General features: G+C 50.5%; 11 protein-coding genes. 6 read left to right on the top strand and 5 right to left on the bottom strand.

The window, feature by feature from the left end:
- Positions 1–17 precede the first annotated feature (17 nt).
- On the bottom strand, positions 18–485 hold the full coding sequence (gene rsd / locus NY07_RS11585; protein ID WP_181404193.1) for a sigma D regulator: 468 nt from the start codon (positions 483–485) through the stop codon (positions 18–20).
- A 479-nt stretch (positions 486–964) separates the two neighbouring features.
- Between rsd and hemE the strand changes: the two genes are divergently transcribed.
- The 3 genes from hemE to NY07_RS11570 all read left to right on the top strand — a co-directional run bounded on the left by hemE (position 965) and on the right by NY07_RS11570 (position 6,110).
- Positions 965–2,029: a uroporphyrinogen decarboxylase gene (gene hemE / locus NY07_RS11580; RefSeq protein WP_033539516.1), complete on the top strand. Its 1,065-nt coding sequence runs from the start codon at positions 965–967 to the stop codon at positions 2,027–2,029.
- A gap of 622 nt (positions 2,030–2,651) precedes the next feature.
- Positions 2,652–5,225, top strand: coding sequence for a putative bifunctional diguanylate cyclase/phosphodiesterase (locus tag NY07_RS11575; protein ID WP_033539515.1), 2,574 nt, complete (start codon positions 2,652–2,654; stop codon positions 5,223–5,225).
- 78 nt (positions 5,226–5,303) lie between these two features.
- Positions 5,304–6,110: an SDR family oxidoreductase gene (locus NY07_RS11570; protein ID WP_033539514.1), complete on the top strand. Its 807-nt coding sequence runs from the start codon at positions 5,304–5,306 to the stop codon at positions 6,108–6,110.
- A gap of 132 nt (positions 6,111–6,242) precedes the next feature.
- Here NY07_RS11570 and purD read toward each other — a convergent pair whose 3' ends face one another.
- Positions 6,243–7,535 carry a phosphoribosylamine--glycine ligase gene (gene purD / locus NY07_RS11565; RefSeq protein ID WP_033539513.1) on the bottom strand — a complete coding sequence of 431 codons (1,293 nt, stop codon included), beginning with the start codon at positions 7,533–7,535 and terminating at the stop codon, positions 6,243–6,245.
- 52 nt (positions 7,536–7,587) lie between these two features.
- Positions 7,588–9,177, bottom strand: coding sequence for a bifunctional phosphoribosylaminoimidazolecarboxamide formyltransferase/IMP cyclohydrolase (gene purH, locus NY07_RS11560; RefSeq protein ID WP_033539512.1), 1,590 nt, complete (start codon positions 9,175–9,177; stop codon positions 7,588–7,590).
- 300 nt (positions 9,178–9,477) lie between these two features.
- Between purH and zntR the strand changes: the two genes are divergently transcribed.
- Entirely contained in the window at positions 9,478–9,954 is a 477-nt protein-coding gene (gene zntR, locus NY07_RS11555; RefSeq protein ID WP_033539530.1) for a Zn(2+)-responsive transcriptional regulator, read from the top strand.
- A gap of 3 nt (positions 9,955–9,957) precedes the next feature.
- On the top strand, positions 9,958–11,343 hold the full coding sequence (locus NY07_RS11550; RefSeq protein WP_033539511.1) for an SO_0444 family Cu/Zn efflux transporter: 1,386 nt from the start codon (positions 9,958–9,960) through the stop codon (positions 11,341–11,343).
- Positions 11,344–11,412: 69 nt separating this feature from the next.
- On the opposite strand, the gene NY07_RS11545 is transcribed toward NY07_RS11550, so the two are convergent.
- Positions 11,413–12,441: a DUF4382 domain-containing protein gene (locus tag NY07_RS11545; RefSeq protein ID WP_033539510.1), complete on the bottom strand. Its 1,029-nt coding sequence runs from the start codon at positions 12,439–12,441 to the stop codon at positions 11,413–11,415.
- A gap of 338 nt (positions 12,442–12,779) precedes the next feature.
- Entirely contained in the window at positions 12,780–13,505 is a 726-nt protein-coding gene (locus NY07_RS11540) for a YebC/PmpR family DNA-binding transcriptional regulator (protein ID WP_033539509.1), read from the bottom strand.
- 485 nt (positions 13,506–13,990) lie between these two features.
- Between NY07_RS11540 and NY07_RS11535 the strand changes: the two genes are divergently transcribed.
- Complete coding sequence (locus NY07_RS11535) at positions 13,991–14,461, top strand: GNAT family N-acetyltransferase (protein ID WP_052125635.1); 471 nt, start codon at positions 13,991–13,993, stop codon at positions 14,459–14,461.
- The last annotated feature ends 3 nt before the right edge of the window (positions 14,462–14,464 follow it).

The raw sequence follows: 14,464 nt of genomic DNA, 5'->3' as shown, positions 1-14,464 counted from the left end.
CAGCGGTTTGCTCTTTATTAGGAGTATTTGGCGTGCAAGGCTTCTAGGAGCTGATCTTCTAGCTGGAAGCGGGTTTCCATGGCATCACCTAAAGAGGAGAGATCTTTATCCAGCTGGTAGAGGATCTTGTCGTCGCTGGCGCTGGTGTATTTGTCATTGAAGTCCAGCGCGAGATCTGTGGTTTCGCTGATCTTAGGTACTATGGTCTGTGCCAGTGAATGGCTCGATTCGCCATTTTTCTCACAGGCGGTCATCACGCGGTCATAGACTTCGAAATGGCCTTCGGAGACATAGTCTACCAGTAGGTCACAAAACTCTTTAACTGAGTTGAAGGCGGGGAGTGATTTGTCCATTGCCTCATAGGGGGGCAATCCTGCGATTTGGCAGTAGTTAATCAGTAGCTTACGACGGTGGTTGAGCCATTGATCAATCAGTTTGTTGGCGCCTCCCCATTTCTGTTCGGCCCGTTCTAATTGCTTAAGCATGATGGTCCCCATCGAATTCTTCTTCTGTGACTTCTAATGTAGGTGACAACCACTGCTTTGATCAACCATTTTTTAGTCAATCTCGGCGATCTTTCAGCTGGTCGAATCTGATTGTTTTGTATACAAAATGGTTGGGTCGGGAGTAAATAGAGGGAGTAGAAATAAAATGCCCAGCGATAGAAATCTATCGCTGGGCGAGTAAAGTTTTTGCGGGCTCGATGCGACGAGCTTCTTGATTGTTCTTGCTAGCGCAGACTTTTTATATCAAAGGCGAGGAGACGGTGCAACTTTTTTCGAATGAAATGCGGTGTAGAGCGACTAATCATTGTCGTGAGTCAGTGCCCCTGTGATGGGAAGTCGAGGCAAAAAAATAATCAAGCGGCGTTTGTCACATAAATGTGTTGATGGAGGTTACTTTACTCGCGTAAATGCTAAACTACTGTCCCAGCGAAAATCAATAAGCGTAGGAATAGAGCCTTATGGCAGAATTAAAAAATGATCGTTATTTACGTGCCTTACTGAAACAGCCTGTTGATGTGACTCCTGTGTGGATGATGCGTCAAGCAGGTCGTTACCTTCCTGAATATAAAGCGACTCGTGCACAAGCTGGTGACTTCATGTCACTGTGCCGTAACGCTGAGTTGGCTTGTGAGGTGACGTTGCAACCGCTTCGTCGTTACGATCTCGATGCTGCGATCTTATTCTCTGATATTTTGACCGTACCGGATGCGATGGGACTGGGTCTCTATTTCGAAACTGGTGAAGGTCCACGTTTCGAGCGTCCAACCGATACCATAGACGCCATCAAGAAGTTGGCTGTGCCGGATCCAGAAGATGAGCTGGGTTACGTGATGAACGCCGTTAGCACTATTCGCCGCGAGCTGAAAGGCGAAGTGCCGCTGATCGGTTTCTCCGGTTCGCCTTGGACCCTGGCGACTTATATGGTCGAGGGTGGTTCAAGCAAGACCTTCGAAAAGATCAAGAAGATGGCTTATGCCGAGCCAGCTGCGCTGCACATGCTATTAGACAAGTTGGCCGATTCTGTGACTCTGTATCTAAATGCTCAGGTGGCTAACGGTGCTCAGTCGCTGATGATTTTCGATTCATGGGGCGGCGCCCTGTCGCATACTGCCTACCGTGAGTTCTCTTTGCGTTACATGCAGAAGATTGTTGATGGCCTGACTCGTCATGCCGATGGCCGTCAAGTGCCTGTGACCCTATTTACTAAGGGTGGCGGACTCTGGTTAGAAGCCATGGCCGAAACCGGTTGTGATGCACTGGGTCTTGACTGGACTGTAGACATTGCCGATGCACGTCGTCGTGTAGGCCACAAGGTTGCTCTTCAAGGTAACATGGACCCATCGATGCTTTATGCTTCTCCTGAGCGCATCCACGAAGAGGTGCGTCAGATCCTTGCGGGTTATGGTGAAGGTTCAGGCCATGTATTTAACCTGGGGCATGGTATTCACCAGCATGTGGATCCAGAGCATGCGGGCGCCTTTATTAAGTCAGTTCACGAACTGTCAGCGCAATACCACAAGTAATCGATACCGTAAGTAACCGATACCAATAGTGAGATGGCCAGCCTGGTTAACCCGGCTGGCTATTTTTTTGTCTGAAAGGTGCCAGCCCTCATCAGCCCCCTACACGTAAAAAAATACCTAAGATGTCATGGGATGTAGGCTTGGCTAATTTAAATTCAATAAGCAAAGATAAGTGGGCTTTATAAAAATATATTGATCAGTATGTTGGTGCTTAAGATTGTCCTGTTTCGTCTCTTGGCGGCCAGTTGATCTTCTATCCCCTGCCGCGGCAAATTAAATCGGCCGCTCAGCGCTATTTCTCTTTCAATCTCAATCTATTTGTCTTCTTATCTCGATATGGCTCTATCGTCTGTAGAGAGCACTTAAGTTTCTATAAATTATTACAAAAATAGTTCATCGCCTTATAAGTGTTGAACTGGCTCTCAATTTGTTTCGACAGTTACGCCTCAATTGCCAATTCCTGCGCTAAGTCAATGCAGGGGCCGATTGTCGCAGGCAGGCTATTGGCTAGTTTTGCAACGGCCGGATGCTCGGTAGTTTAATCCCTAGGCCAAATAGGGTATTTTTCTCGCCGACCTGATCACCGCACTAAAGCGACCCTACAGGATGGCTCTGATTTACGATGCGCATTAGTAAGAAAATAGTGGTTTTTGTGGTGGGCTTTTGCCTGCCTGCCATATTGGCCATCGCCTATAGCTTAAGTGTGTGGTTTGACATGCGCCTCGCCGATATTCAACAGGAGGAGGGGCGCCGGACTCTGCACAATATTGCTCTGCATCTTGAGGAAGATTTGCATCAATTCGAAATGTTGGCGCAAATTTATGGTGTGCCTATGGCCTTGTTGCCCTCAGATCAGCAACAAACGTTGTCGGCTAACTGGCAGGCTATGGCGCAATCGAGTCAGGTCAATTTCTATACCCTGCAGGGGGAGCGCCTAACGTCTTTTGACAGAAATAGCCGAGAGGTTCAAGAATTAGAGCTTAATGCCTTCTTGTCCGAAATCAGGGAGCTATCAGGCATCAAGACAGGTTTCCTACTTAAAGGTCAGTTAGGCTATCTGGTCAATGTTATCCCCCTCTCATTTGAGCGCCAGTTGCTGACGGTGAGGCGAGTCGATAACGTCTTGTTAGAGCACTATCAGCCTTATGCAACTTCCGTGCGATTGAGGTTGGCAACCACTGAGGCGATGCCGCTTACCCAAGAGGGCTCCCTAAGGGAGACGCTTGAGGTGCCTAGCCTGCTAGCTGACCAAACCTTGCTGCTCGATATAGAGTGGGCTGAGCCGCTAAGTAAGGTCTCTAGTGCGCCGATGACATTTATCTACCTTGTTGCAGCTATCAGTTTGCTGCTCTTGCTGCTGGGTTATCTTTGGTTGCGCCATGGGGTGGTCGACCCGTTAAAGCAGCTGTTAAAGCAGCTCGCCAAGGTAGACCCAACGGCTAAGACTTATCAACCGGTCCGCAGCTCCGGGGCCTCTGAATTTATGGTGATCTCAGAACAGATCAATAGCCTGCTTGCGCGCATATTTCAGCAAAAAGAGCGCTCTAAGATCACCCTCGAAGCTATCGCCGAAGCCGTTATTCTCACCGACAGCTGGGCTAAGGTGATCTACTTAAATCCTCAGGCCGAGCGCCTGCTTAGGATAAAGGCGGAAGCGGCGGTGGGGATGAGTCTGGACAAGGTATTTCGCAGTGAAAGTCAGTTAAATGAATCCTTATTTGCTTTCATGGCCAGCGGGACCGCGACGCCAATGCTGAGTAAGGTGAAGTTTAACAGTCATGAGCCACGATTGATGGAGCGTAGCATCAGCAACCTTAGAGGGCTCAACAGTAAGAGCATTGGCACGGTTATCGTGCTAAGAGATATCACTCAGGAGGAGTTGTTAAAGCATCAGCTCAGGCGTAGGGCCAACTTCGATAATGTGACTGGCTTACTGAATCGCTGCGCCTTCGAGGAGCGTTTAAAGGGGTTTGCCGAAGATGCGCAGACATTAGCCATCTGCTACTTGGATCTGGAGCAGTTTAAGCTGATCAACGACTCCTGTGGTCATAACGCCGGTGATGCCATGCTTGAGATGGTTGCTAAGGCGATACAGGCGAGTCTCGATGATAATGGCTTGTTGGCACGTCTCGGGGGCGATGAATTTGGCTTGGCCCTTAAAGATCTGGGTGTGGTGCCCTTGGCGCAGCAGGTTAAGCAGATCATCGACGCCGTGGGTAAGCAGGTGATGGAGCATCACGGTTGTCATTACCATGTGGGGATCAGCGCTGGTGTGGCCATGGCTAGAGCGCCCTATATCAATCCATTAGAACTGCTTAAAGATGCCGATATTGCCTGTATCGCCGCCAAACGTAAGGGCAGTAATCAGGTGCATTTTTATGATGATAAGGACAAGGAGCTCACCTATCAGCGTAACGCGCCTAAGTGGGCTGTGCGTATTGCTCAGGCGATAGAGCACAATGAGCTGCTGCTTTACTATCAACCGATTAAGGCGCTTAGTGAACAGGGCAAGCAGCGCATGGAAGTCCTGTTGAGGATCCAGGAGCCTTGCGGTCGCATCTTGGCACCTGCGCAGTTTATTGCCGCGGCGGAGCGCTTTAAGTTAATGACAGACGTCGACAAAGAGGTGATCCGTAAGACCTTCCTTTGGCTTTCTCTTCACGAAGAGCTTTGGGCGGATCACTGTTTGTCTATCAACCTGTCGGCTAACAGCCTGGGAGCCGAAGGCATGGTTGAATATATCATTGCTCAATTGGAACGTTTTGCGATTCCCAGTCACTGTGTCTGTTTTGAGATCACCGAGACGAGCGCGATTCAAAATCGCAATCGAGCGATGGAAATGCTCAATCAGTTGAAGAAGCAGGGGTTCTCCTTCGCCCTGGATGACTTCGGCACTGGCTTTGCGTCTTATGGCTACTTAAGAGAGCTACCGGTCAACTATGTCAAAATTGACGGCTGCTTTATCAAGTCGCTTGCCAGCAATGCTAAGGATTATGCCATCGTCAAATCGATCCATGACGTCTGTCAGGTGATGGGGATCGAGACTGTGGCCGAGTTTGTGGAGAACCAGGAGATCATAGATCGCCTTCGCTCTATCGGCATCAATTACGCGCAAGGCTACGCTATCGGCAGACCGAAAAGTCTGGAGAGTTACCTCAGCCCTGTGTCAGACAATGTGCATAGATTATTGGCTTAGGTGAAAATTTGGACTTGTGATCTGCAGCTAACTATGTGAATTTGTGGGGTATCCAACTACTTATTGACCAAGTTTATGATGCAGAGTTTAGCCGATAAAGTCGTTATCATCACAGGGGCCTCAGAGGGCATAGGCCGGGCATTAGCTAAGGCGATGGCCCCTTTGGGCTGTCGGTTAGTATTGACCGCCCGCAGCCAGGGACGACTGCACTCTTTGCAGCGAGAGCTGGCATCGATTGCCTGCGTTCCCCCGCTTATCGTTCCCGCAGATGTCACAGATGCCAGCGCCTGCCAATCCCTTATCGATACCTGTGTGGCGCATTTCGGTCGACTGGATATTCTAGTGAACAATGCTGGCATGACTATGTGGTCGCGTTTCGATGAGCTCGAAGATCTTTCGATTTTAGAGCGGGTCATGCAGGTCAACTACCTGGTGCCTGCCGTGTTGACTCACTATGCCTTACCTCATCTTAAAGCGAGTCGTGGTCAGATAGTGGTGGTTGCCTCGGTGGCAGGATTAACAGGTGTGCCGACCCGTAGTGGTTATAGCGCTTCAAAACATGCGGTCATGGGCTTTTTTGATTCTCTTCGCATCGAGCTGGTGGAAGATGACGTGGCCGTTACTCATATCTGCCCCGATTTCGTGGTGTCTGAGATCCATAAACGCGCCCTGGACGGTCAGGGAAAGCCGCTGGGCAAGAGTCCTATGCAGGAAGCCAAAATCATCACCGCCGAGCAGTGCGCGCAGATGATGTTGCCTGCGATTGCCGGACGTAAACGCCTGCTTATCACATCAACACGAGGTCGATTAGGGCGTTGGTTTAAGATTATCGCTCCCGGTTTGATCGATAAGATTGCCCGCAAAGCGATCGCCTCAGGGCATTAGCCTGACATTCAATATCAGCGCCTAATCTTGTTTGAAGTGAATTATCATCCATAAAAAAGCACCTAATACTCTTGTTGAGTACCGGTGCTTTTATACGATTTTATCTATTTTCCTTGATGGGAAGTCGCTGGCTTAACTCTCCCGAGCGATCGCGCGATAGGCTATATCGGTACGGAAATAGACGTCATCCCAATGGATCTCGTTCACCAGCTGGTAGGCGCGTTGCTGCGCCTGAGTCACGTTCTCACCCAGTGCCGTTGCACAAAGTACGCGACCACCATTAGTGACCACATGACCGTCCTTCATGCTGGTGCCAGCGTGGAATACCTTGGCGTCATCATCGCCCAGGCTTAAGCCGTCGATCACATCGTGCTTGCGGTAGGCATCCGGGTAACCGCCTGCTGCCAATACCACACCCACTGCCGCGCGACTGTCGAACTCGGCGGTGACCTTGTCCAATTCGCCACGGGTAGCGGCCAGGCAAAGCTCAACCAGATCAGACTTTAGGCGCATCATGATAGGTTGGGTTTCTGGGTCGCCGAAGCGGCAGTTGTATTCCAACACCTTAGCACTGCCATCTGGCGCAATCATCAGGCCTGCATAGAGGAAACCTGTGTAAACATTGCCTTCTGCTGCCATGCCATCCACGGTAGGACGGATAACATTGTCTATGGTCCAGTCGTGCACCGCTTGAGTGACCACTGGCGCCGGAGAGTAGGCGCCCATGCCGCCGGTGTTCGGGCCGTTGTCGCCATTGTCTCTGGCTTTATGGTCTTGGCTGCTGGCCATGGCCAGGATATTGTTACCGTCGACCATAACGATGAAGCTGGCTTCTTCGCCCTTGAGGAACTCTTCGATCACCACGCGAGAACCCGCCTCGCCAAACTTGTTGCCAGCTAACATATCTTCGATAGCTGCATCGGCTTCTGCCTGATCCTGGGCGATGATCACCCCTTTACCTGCCGCCAGGCCGTCGGCCTTGATAACGATAGGAAAGCCAGTGTTGGCAGTCACTTCAGCTACATAAGCCTTGGCGGGCTCGATCTCTGTGAAGTTCGAGTATGCCGCAGTGGGAATGTTGTGACGGGCCAGGAAGTCTTTGGTGAAGGCCTTAGAAGACTCTAACTGCGCCGCGCCTTGGGTTGGACCAAAGATAGGCAGCTTAGCCTCGTTAAAAGCATCGACCACGCCGAGAGAGAGAGGTACTTCAGGGCCGACTATGGTCAGCTCAATAGCTTGCTCTTTAGCAAAGGCTACCAGTTCAGAGATGGCTTCGACGGCAATTTGGACGTTTTCCAGCTTAGGCTCTAACGCTGTGCCGGCATTGCCAGGCGCCACGAAGACTTTCTCTACCAGTGGTGATTTGGCCGCCTTCCACGCCAGTGCGTGTTCGCGTCCACCGCTACCAATTACTAATACGTTCATGCTGTATCCTTAAAACGGCGCCCGGGCTTATAGCCCAGGCGCGAGATGCAAATTAATGACGGAAGTGGCGCATGCCGGTGAAGACCATGGCCATGCCATGTTCGTCGGCAGCTGCGATGATCTCTTCATCACGAATTGAACCACCCGGTTGGATGATGCAGCTGATCCCTGCGGCTGCGGCCGCATCGATACCATCGCGGAAGGGGAAGAAGGCATCGGATGCCATGACTGAACCCACAACTTCCAGGTTTTCATCGGCAGCCTTGATACCTGCTACCTTGGCGCTGTAGACGCGGCTCATCTGGCCTGCGCCCACACCGATTGTCATGCTGTCTTTGGCGTAAACGATGGCGTTAGACTTAACGAACTTAGCCACCTTCCAGCAGAACATGAGATCTTTCATCTCGGCTTCGGTCGGCTGACGCTTAGTGACAACCTTGATATCGCTCATCTCAACCATGCCTTGGTCACGGTCTTGAAGCAGCAGACCGCCATTAACACGCTTGTAGTCTAGGCTTTGGGTCTTAGTAGTCCACTGACCGCATTCAAGCAGACGCACATTGGCTTTGGCTGCAACCACGTCGCGGGCCGCCTGGCTAACGACTGGCGCGATAATCACCTCGACGAACTGACGCTCGACGATAGCGCTAGCTGTCTCGGCATCGAGTTCACCGTTAAAGGCGATAATGCCGCCGAAAGCCGAAGTCGGGTCTGTTTGATAGGCGCGGTTGTAGGCTTCTAACAGGTCGTTACCGATAGCGACACCACAAGGGTTGGCGTGCTTAACGATGACACAAGCTGGTTCGCTGAACTCTTTAACACATTCCAGCGCCGCATCGGTATCGGCGATGTTGTTGTAAGACAGCGCCTTACCCTGCAGCTGAGTCGCACTGGCGACCGAGGCCTCATCTATGTTGAGATCCACATAGAAGGCGGCGCTCTGATGGCTGTTTTCGCCGTAACGCAGATCTTGCTTCTTCACTAACTGGGTGTTGTAAGTGCGTGGGAACTTAGAGTCCTGATGGCACTCATCTTCACTGTGGGCTGGTACCATGGTGCCGAAATAGTTGGCGATCATGCCGTCATAGGCGGCAGTGTGCTCGAAGGCGGCGATGGCTAGATCGAAACGTGTCTCCAGCGTCGTGCTGCCCTGGTTAGCCTGCATCTCTTTAATAACGCGATCATAGTCTTTGGCGTTAACGATAATGGTGGTGTCTTTGTGGTTCTTTGCGGTAGAGCGCACCATGGTAGGGCCGCCAATGTCGATGTTTTCTACGGCATCGGCCAGGGTGCAGCCTTCTTTGGCCACAGTCTCGGCAAAGGGATAGAGGTTAACGGCAACCAGATCGATAGGCTTAATGGCGTTCTGTTCCATCACTAGCTCATCGATACCACGACGGCCAAGGATACCGCCATGCACTTTAGGGTGCAGGGTTTTGACACGGCCGTCCATGATCTCAGGGTGACCTGTGTAGTCAGAGACTTCAATGACAGGCACGCCGTTGTCTGCCAACAGGCGAGCGGTGCCGCCGGTAGAGAGCAGTTCAACACCTTGAGCGTGCAGGGCCTTAGCAAACTCTAAGATTCCGGTTTTATCAGAAACGCTTAACAGCGCGCGACGAATAGGTCTGGCATTATTCATTTTAGGTACAGGGTCCAGTGGTTATTTTAAGGATCTTTCGGAAAGCAGAACAGTTAGTGCCAACTAACCCGGGCGTATTGCTTTCCAAAAGCCCCTCAAATATTTTTACTGCCCATCGCGGCGCGCGTATTTTAACGTAAAACTGTGTGCCATGCTGTTTTTTTCTGTGCGATTTCACAATACGCCATGGCGAACAAGCCAGCCTGAAAAAATTCCTGCACAATAACCCTTGACCTTAGATTTAACTCTAAGGTTTATACTAGCAATATGACTTTGATGAAAAGCTTAGCCGGAGGCGAGATGTATCGTATTGGAGAGTTAGCCAAGCAGTGTGAGGTGAAGGCCGACACCCTACGTTTCTACGAGAAACATGGCCTGTTATCGCCGTCGATGCGTAGCGACTCGGGTTATCGACTCTATACCGAACATGACGCTGAGCGCTTGCGTTTTATCCTGCGCGCCAAGGCAGTGGGCTTTACCTTGTCGGAGATCACTGAGCTGTTATCCATCGATCTGGACAAGTCCAATTGGGCCTGTGCGGATGTGAAGGGGATGGTGGATATAAAGTTGGCCAATGTAGAGGAGAAAATCGCCGAGCTGAATCATTTTCGCGTCTCCCTGCAACGCCTTTCCGATGCCTGCTGCGGTGGTCCTGAGAGCGCCGAACATTGCTCAATACTTGAGGCGCTAGAATCAAACGTCGAAGTGAAGTGTGAAAACCACAGTCATGATCACAGCGAAACCGAATATAAAACCAGTTGTAAGCTAAAGGGTTAACCTATGTTGTTATCTAATTTTATCGACCTCTTTCTCGATTCCGCGCCCTGGCTGCTGCTGGGTCTAGTGCTTGCCGGCATGCTGAAGATGTTTGTGCCTATGGCATGGATGCAGAAGCAGCTGGGGGGCCACGGGATGAAGACGACCATTAAGGCGGCCGTGTTGGGCGCACCCTTACCGCTCTGTTCCTGCGGCGTGATCCCCGCTGCAGTGGGTCTGCGCCGTTCGGGGGCTTCCAAGGCGGCCACCACCTCATTTTTGGTCTCAACCCCTGAGACGGGTATCGATTCGGTCAGCGTCTCCTATGTGCTGCTTGGCCCCTTCATGGCAATTGTCAGACCGATAGCGGCAGTGAGCAGCGCTATCGTTGCCGGTTTGCTGGTGGGCCGTGATGACGACGAGGTGAAAGTGAGCGATACGGCTGAGTCTGCCCGCTCTAACCAAGCTGCGACAGATAAAGGCTCCGAGGCAAGCACTAGCTGTTGCAGCAGTAACAAGCCAGTCGAAAAGCCGCTGGAGAAGCAAGTGTCATCGAGCTGCTGTGGCGGCAAGTCAAATGCGCCAGTGCGAATGAAGGCGGATGCCTCACCCATGATGATGCGCCCAACGAGCTCAGGTGCTATAGCTAAGCCAGAAGCTTTGATTAAGCCAGCGGCAGCCACTCAGTCCGCGAGCGGCTCATGCTGTGGGAGCAAGGCAAAGCCCGAGCCGATAAGCTCATGTTGTTCTACTACTAATGCGACTAATCAGAGTAATAGCCAAAGTGAGAGCTGTTGTGAATCTACCAAAGATGTGGCCACTGAGCTCAAGGGTACTTCAGTGCTGGCACGGATGGGTAAAGGTTTGCATTATGCCGCCACCGACCTAGTGCGTGATACTACCGTTTGGTTGTTGATTGGTCTCTTCTTTGCTGCGTTGGTGCAGACCTATGTGCCAGGGGATTTCATGGCTAAATGGGGTGACGGCATCTTAGCCATGCTGGTGATGGTGCTGGTCTCTGTACCCATGTATATCTGTGCTACCGCCTCTACGCCTATTGCGGCCGGGCTGCTGCTGGCAGGTGTATCGCCAGGCGCCGTACTGGTGTTTATGTTGGCGGGCCCTGCGACGAATATCGCCACCTTAGGTGTAGTGACCAAGGAACTGGGTAAGCGCGCCCTCTATGGTTATCTCGGCGGCGTGTTGGGTGTTGCCCTTATCTCAGGTGTTATCGTTAACTATCTGGTGGAGACCTTCGGTTTTGTGGTGATGCCTCAAATTGGAGAAGAGCACAACCTCTTGCCGTCTGTGATAGTTAATGGTTCGGGGATCATCCTGGCCATCTTGATGCTGAGGGTATTGCTTGCCAAGTTACCCAAGAACTGGTGGCGTCGAGACTGCTGCTCTTAATGTGATGGTTTAACGAATAGAAAAGGCACTCAATAGAGTGCCTTTTTTATGTTTAGACAAGGATGTTACTTAGGTCGCTGGAACAAAATCCATTGGGAAGTGACGTTCTGTCGTAGTGCCTTCAGTCACAACGACATCTTGCTCATCAATGTGAAGGAAGAAAGGTGCTTCGACATCTTCAGGCGTGTTAACTGATTCAGGATCGTCATTTTGTGCCACACAGGTATAGCCAAGGCTATAGGTACTGGCAGTAACGAAGCCAAATTCATACTGGTAACCGGTAACATTTTCAGCATCATCGGTAATTGGATTAACGCGTGCAGAGGCAATAGGTGCCACTTGTGACTCAACAACGTCGGCATCTGGGCGGAAATCTACCATGTTTTCAAGCGTGGTTGCCGTTGGGTAAAGGTAGACGGCTGGGCTGAACTCGGAACCACCGGCAGCCACTTCACATGCATCCATTACATCACTACTAATTTGGCCATTAATGGCACCTACTTCAGCGTTGTTGACTAGCTGTACAGCCGTTGGCTTAAGCGTCCAGTAGTCCTTGTTGCCATGTGGTGCTTGAAGACCTTTAGAGAGGTTGAATTCGGCAACAAAGTCATTCACGCCAGCGGCAATGGTGAAGGGCTTGTTGAAGAAGAGACGACCTGTGCCTACCTCACCCTGTATGCCTGCACAGCTCCCTTGGCTGTTAGTGTCGAGCCCTTGAATAATGTCATCCTTTGTTATGACATATGACCCATTCTCATTAGCCACTTCATCACTTTGCATAAAAATACACATCTGGTATTCACCGACCGGGATGGTTTGGGCGGGAACCAGAGTTTCTATCTCTTGGCCTTGTACTGTGAGTAGGTCAACATGCTTTAATTCACCATCTTCTGAAACGTCGAATGAGATAGGTTCACCTGCACCTTTTAATACCACCTGCTTGAAGGCAATATTCACTACTTTAGCATCGGCAGGGTTGTCTGAGACACCTAGGCTAAAGACGCCTGTTTTTGGTGTTTCAGGAGTATCATCACTACCACCACAGGCGGCAAGTAGGCTGGTGAGTGCGATGGCGATAATCGATTTTGAATACTTCATAGGTTACCTGTTCATCATGTTGGTTGATCAATTACACGTGACAAGCACTCCCGAACAGGAGCGGCAAATCACGTGCGATTGATTTGGATTGTTTTTGTAGGTCTAGTTATAAGGATAGGCGAATACAGGCTCAAGTCCACCGAAAATGGCTTTTAAAGGTGCACTATGAATAAAGTTTAATTGATAGGGTGGTAAGTACTTACTACAGGCGCCAAGCCTTTGACTATGGTCAAAAAAATTACGGGTTGATTGGTGTAAAAAAAAGCGATTCGCTATTTACGTGAAACGAATCGCTTTTTTATTGTTCAGGCCAAAGTGACAGGCGAGAGAGGTGATGTTTATGCCTTGATGTCGGCGTTGTGGTAGACGTTTTGTACGTCGTCACAATCTTCCAGTGCAGCTTGGAATTTTTCGAACTGGGCGATCACTTCTGGGTCGGTGAGTTCTGTCATGGTCTGTGGCACGAAGGCAATCTCTTCTACTTCCAATTCAGTGTCAGGGAAGGCGTCGTTAAGGGCAGTCTTTGCCTTGTTGAACTCTGTGTGCGGCGCAAACACGCTGATGATGCCATCTTCTACTTCAATGTCGGCGATATCCACGTCGGCCATCATCAGGGCTTCCAACACTGCTTCTTCATCGTCACCTTTAAAGGCAAATACAGCTTGGTGATCGAACATGTGACCCACGGTTCCCGGGCTACCTAGTTTGGCATCATTCTTAACGAATGCCTGACGGACTTCGGTAAAAGTACGTTTACCGTTATCAGTTAAGCAGTCGACGATGACCATAGCGCCACCAGGACCAAAACCTTCATAACGAGCCGTTTCATAGTCTTCACCACCGCCGCCGCGAGCTTTTTCGATTGCTCGTTCGATAACATGGGCAGGCACTTGATCTTTTTTAGCCTTAGCGATCATTTGACGTAGCGCTAGGTTACCGTCTGGATCAAAACCACCATTTTTAGCGCAAACATAGAGTTCTTTGCCGTAACGAGAGTAAAGTCTAGTTTTCTGTCCAGCCGTTTTGGCCATAGATTCTTTGCGGTTTTGGTATGCTCTTCCCATCTTGATCTATCTCAGTAAGCTAAAAAAATTGGCCCAATATTAGCAGCTTTGTCGACGATTTTGCATACTCCCCCCAAGGATTTTGTCAAAACTGTGGTGATTAAAACGCTTAATCTGGGGGCTAAGTGATGAAATCAGGTATCACTAAGACTTAAGCGAGCTTTGTTCGAGCGCGAACTGATAGATATATTCGACAAAGACGCGCATTGGCGAGCCTGCTAGGTGCTATGGGGTAAGCTCTGGTTGATAGTTGTCTGCGACATAATACAAAGGGGTTGACGATGGCTTCTTTGAAGGTTCAGTTGTTTGTCAATCTATTGAGCCTGCAGTGCTTTGAGGTTAGGGTAGATAGCCGTTAAGTCATCATTAGCCGCCTTGGTTGGTAGTGGAAGTATTAACTATGGCTGAGATAGCAGCCAATCTATGTGAGTTAGATGACGGCATTAGTTGGGTTGCAGTTTAATCTGATTTGGGGCACCCGTTTAATGGATAAGGGGAACCGTGTGCGGTGGGAGAATGTGGCATTTGCCGAGTTGACACTTGAGCGTCTGTATGAGCTGTTGAGATTACGGGTCGATGTGTTTGTGGTTGAGCAGGCTTGTGCCTATCCCGAACTGGATGGCAAGGACACCTTGCCCGAGACGCGCCACCTATTAGGCTTGGATGCAGAGGGGCAGATTATCGCCTACGCAAGGGTGTTAGCGCCTGGGGTAAGTTATCCTCAGGCCAGCATCGGCCGGGTGATTGTTGCCGAGTCTGCCCGTGGTGGTGGCGTGGCCAAGCTTTTAATGCAGCAGGCGATCGCCATTGCCAAGCAAGCCTGGCAGGGACGAGGAATTCAAATCGGTGCCCAGGAGCATTTACGCCAGTTTTATCAAGACTTGGGCTTTAGGTCTGTCTCAGAGGTTTATCTTGAGGATGGGATTCCCCATCTGGATATGTTGCTAAAGGATTGACTT

It is taken from the genome of Shewanella sp. ECSMB14101, assembly GCF_000773485.1.
Taxonomy (GTDB): Bacteria; Pseudomonadota; Gammaproteobacteria; order Enterobacterales; family Shewanellaceae; genus Shewanella; species Shewanella marisflavi.
The sequence above is the reverse complement of the archived record's forward strand: the minus strand, read 5'-3'. Positions and strand labels throughout refer to the sequence as shown.

Bases quoted from the DNA above. Each gene is read 5' to 3' on its own strand.
- rsd (WP_181404193.1), bottom strand. From the start codon at position 485: ATGCTTAAGCAATTAGAACGGGCCGAACAGAAATGGGGAGGCGCCAAC.
- hemE (WP_033539516.1), top strand. From the start codon at position 965: ATGGCAGAATTAAAAAATGATCGTTATTTACGTGCCTTACTGAAACAG.
- NY07_RS11575 (WP_033539515.1), top strand. From the start codon at position 2,652: ATGCGCATTAGTAAGAAAATAGTGGTTTTTGTGGTGGGCTTTTGCCTG.
- NY07_RS11570 (WP_033539514.1), top strand. From the start codon at position 5,304: ATGCAGAGTTTAGCCGATAAAGTCGTTATCATCACAGGGGCCTCAGAG.
- purD (WP_033539513.1), bottom strand. From the start codon at position 7,535: ATGAACGTATTAGTAATTGGTAGCGGTGGACGCGAACACGCACTGGCG.
- purH (WP_033539512.1), bottom strand. From the start codon at position 9,177: ATGAATAATGCCAGACCTATTCGTCGCGCGCTGTTAAGCGTTTCTGAT.
- zntR (WP_033539530.1), top strand. From the start codon at position 9,478: ATGTATCGTATTGGAGAGTTAGCCAAGCAGTGTGAGGTGAAGGCCGAC.
- NY07_RS11550 (WP_033539511.1), top strand. From the start codon at position 9,958: ATGTTGTTATCTAATTTTATCGACCTCTTTCTCGATTCCGCGCCCTGG.
- NY07_RS11545 (WP_033539510.1), bottom strand. From the start codon at position 12,441: ATGAAGTATTCAAAATCGATTATCGCCATCGCACTCACCAGCCTACTT.
- NY07_RS11540 (WP_033539509.1), bottom strand. From the start codon at position 13,505: ATGGGAAGAGCATACCAAAACCGCAAAGAATCTATGGCCAAAACGGCT.
- NY07_RS11535 (WP_052125635.1), top strand. From the start codon at position 13,991: ATGGATAAGGGGAACCGTGTGCGGTGGGAGAATGTGGCATTTGCCGAG.